Genomic DNA, 221 nt, shown 5'->3' with positions numbered 1-221 from the left:
GCATTCGCCCTGGGTGCCAACGTCGAGAATCTGGTCCTCACCGGTAACGATGCCATCAACGGCATCGGCAACAACCTCGACAACAGCCTCACCGGCAACGACCAGACCAACACGCTGGACGGCGGCCTTGGTGCCGACACCATGATCGGCGGCGGCGGGTTCGACAGCTACTACGTCGACAACGTCGGTGACGTGGTCATCGAAACCGATGCCTCGCTGAC

At 62.0% G+C, this 221-nt stretch carries 1 protein-coding gene; it reads left to right on the top strand.

Features of this window, described 5'->3' with window-relative positions; translation table 11 throughout:
* Nucleotides 1–221, top strand: a 221-nt coding sequence (locus tag ACM6IV_RS19600) for a hypothetical protein (RefSeq protein WP_414871265.1), incomplete at both ends; no start/stop codon positions are given.

Source organism: Pseudomonas sp. IT-347P, assembly GCF_949768005.1.
In the GTDB taxonomy this organism is placed as follows: Bacteria; Pseudomonadota; Gammaproteobacteria; order Pseudomonadales; family Pseudomonadaceae; genus Aquipseudomonas.
This window is presented reverse-complemented; position numbering and strand designations above follow the sequence as displayed.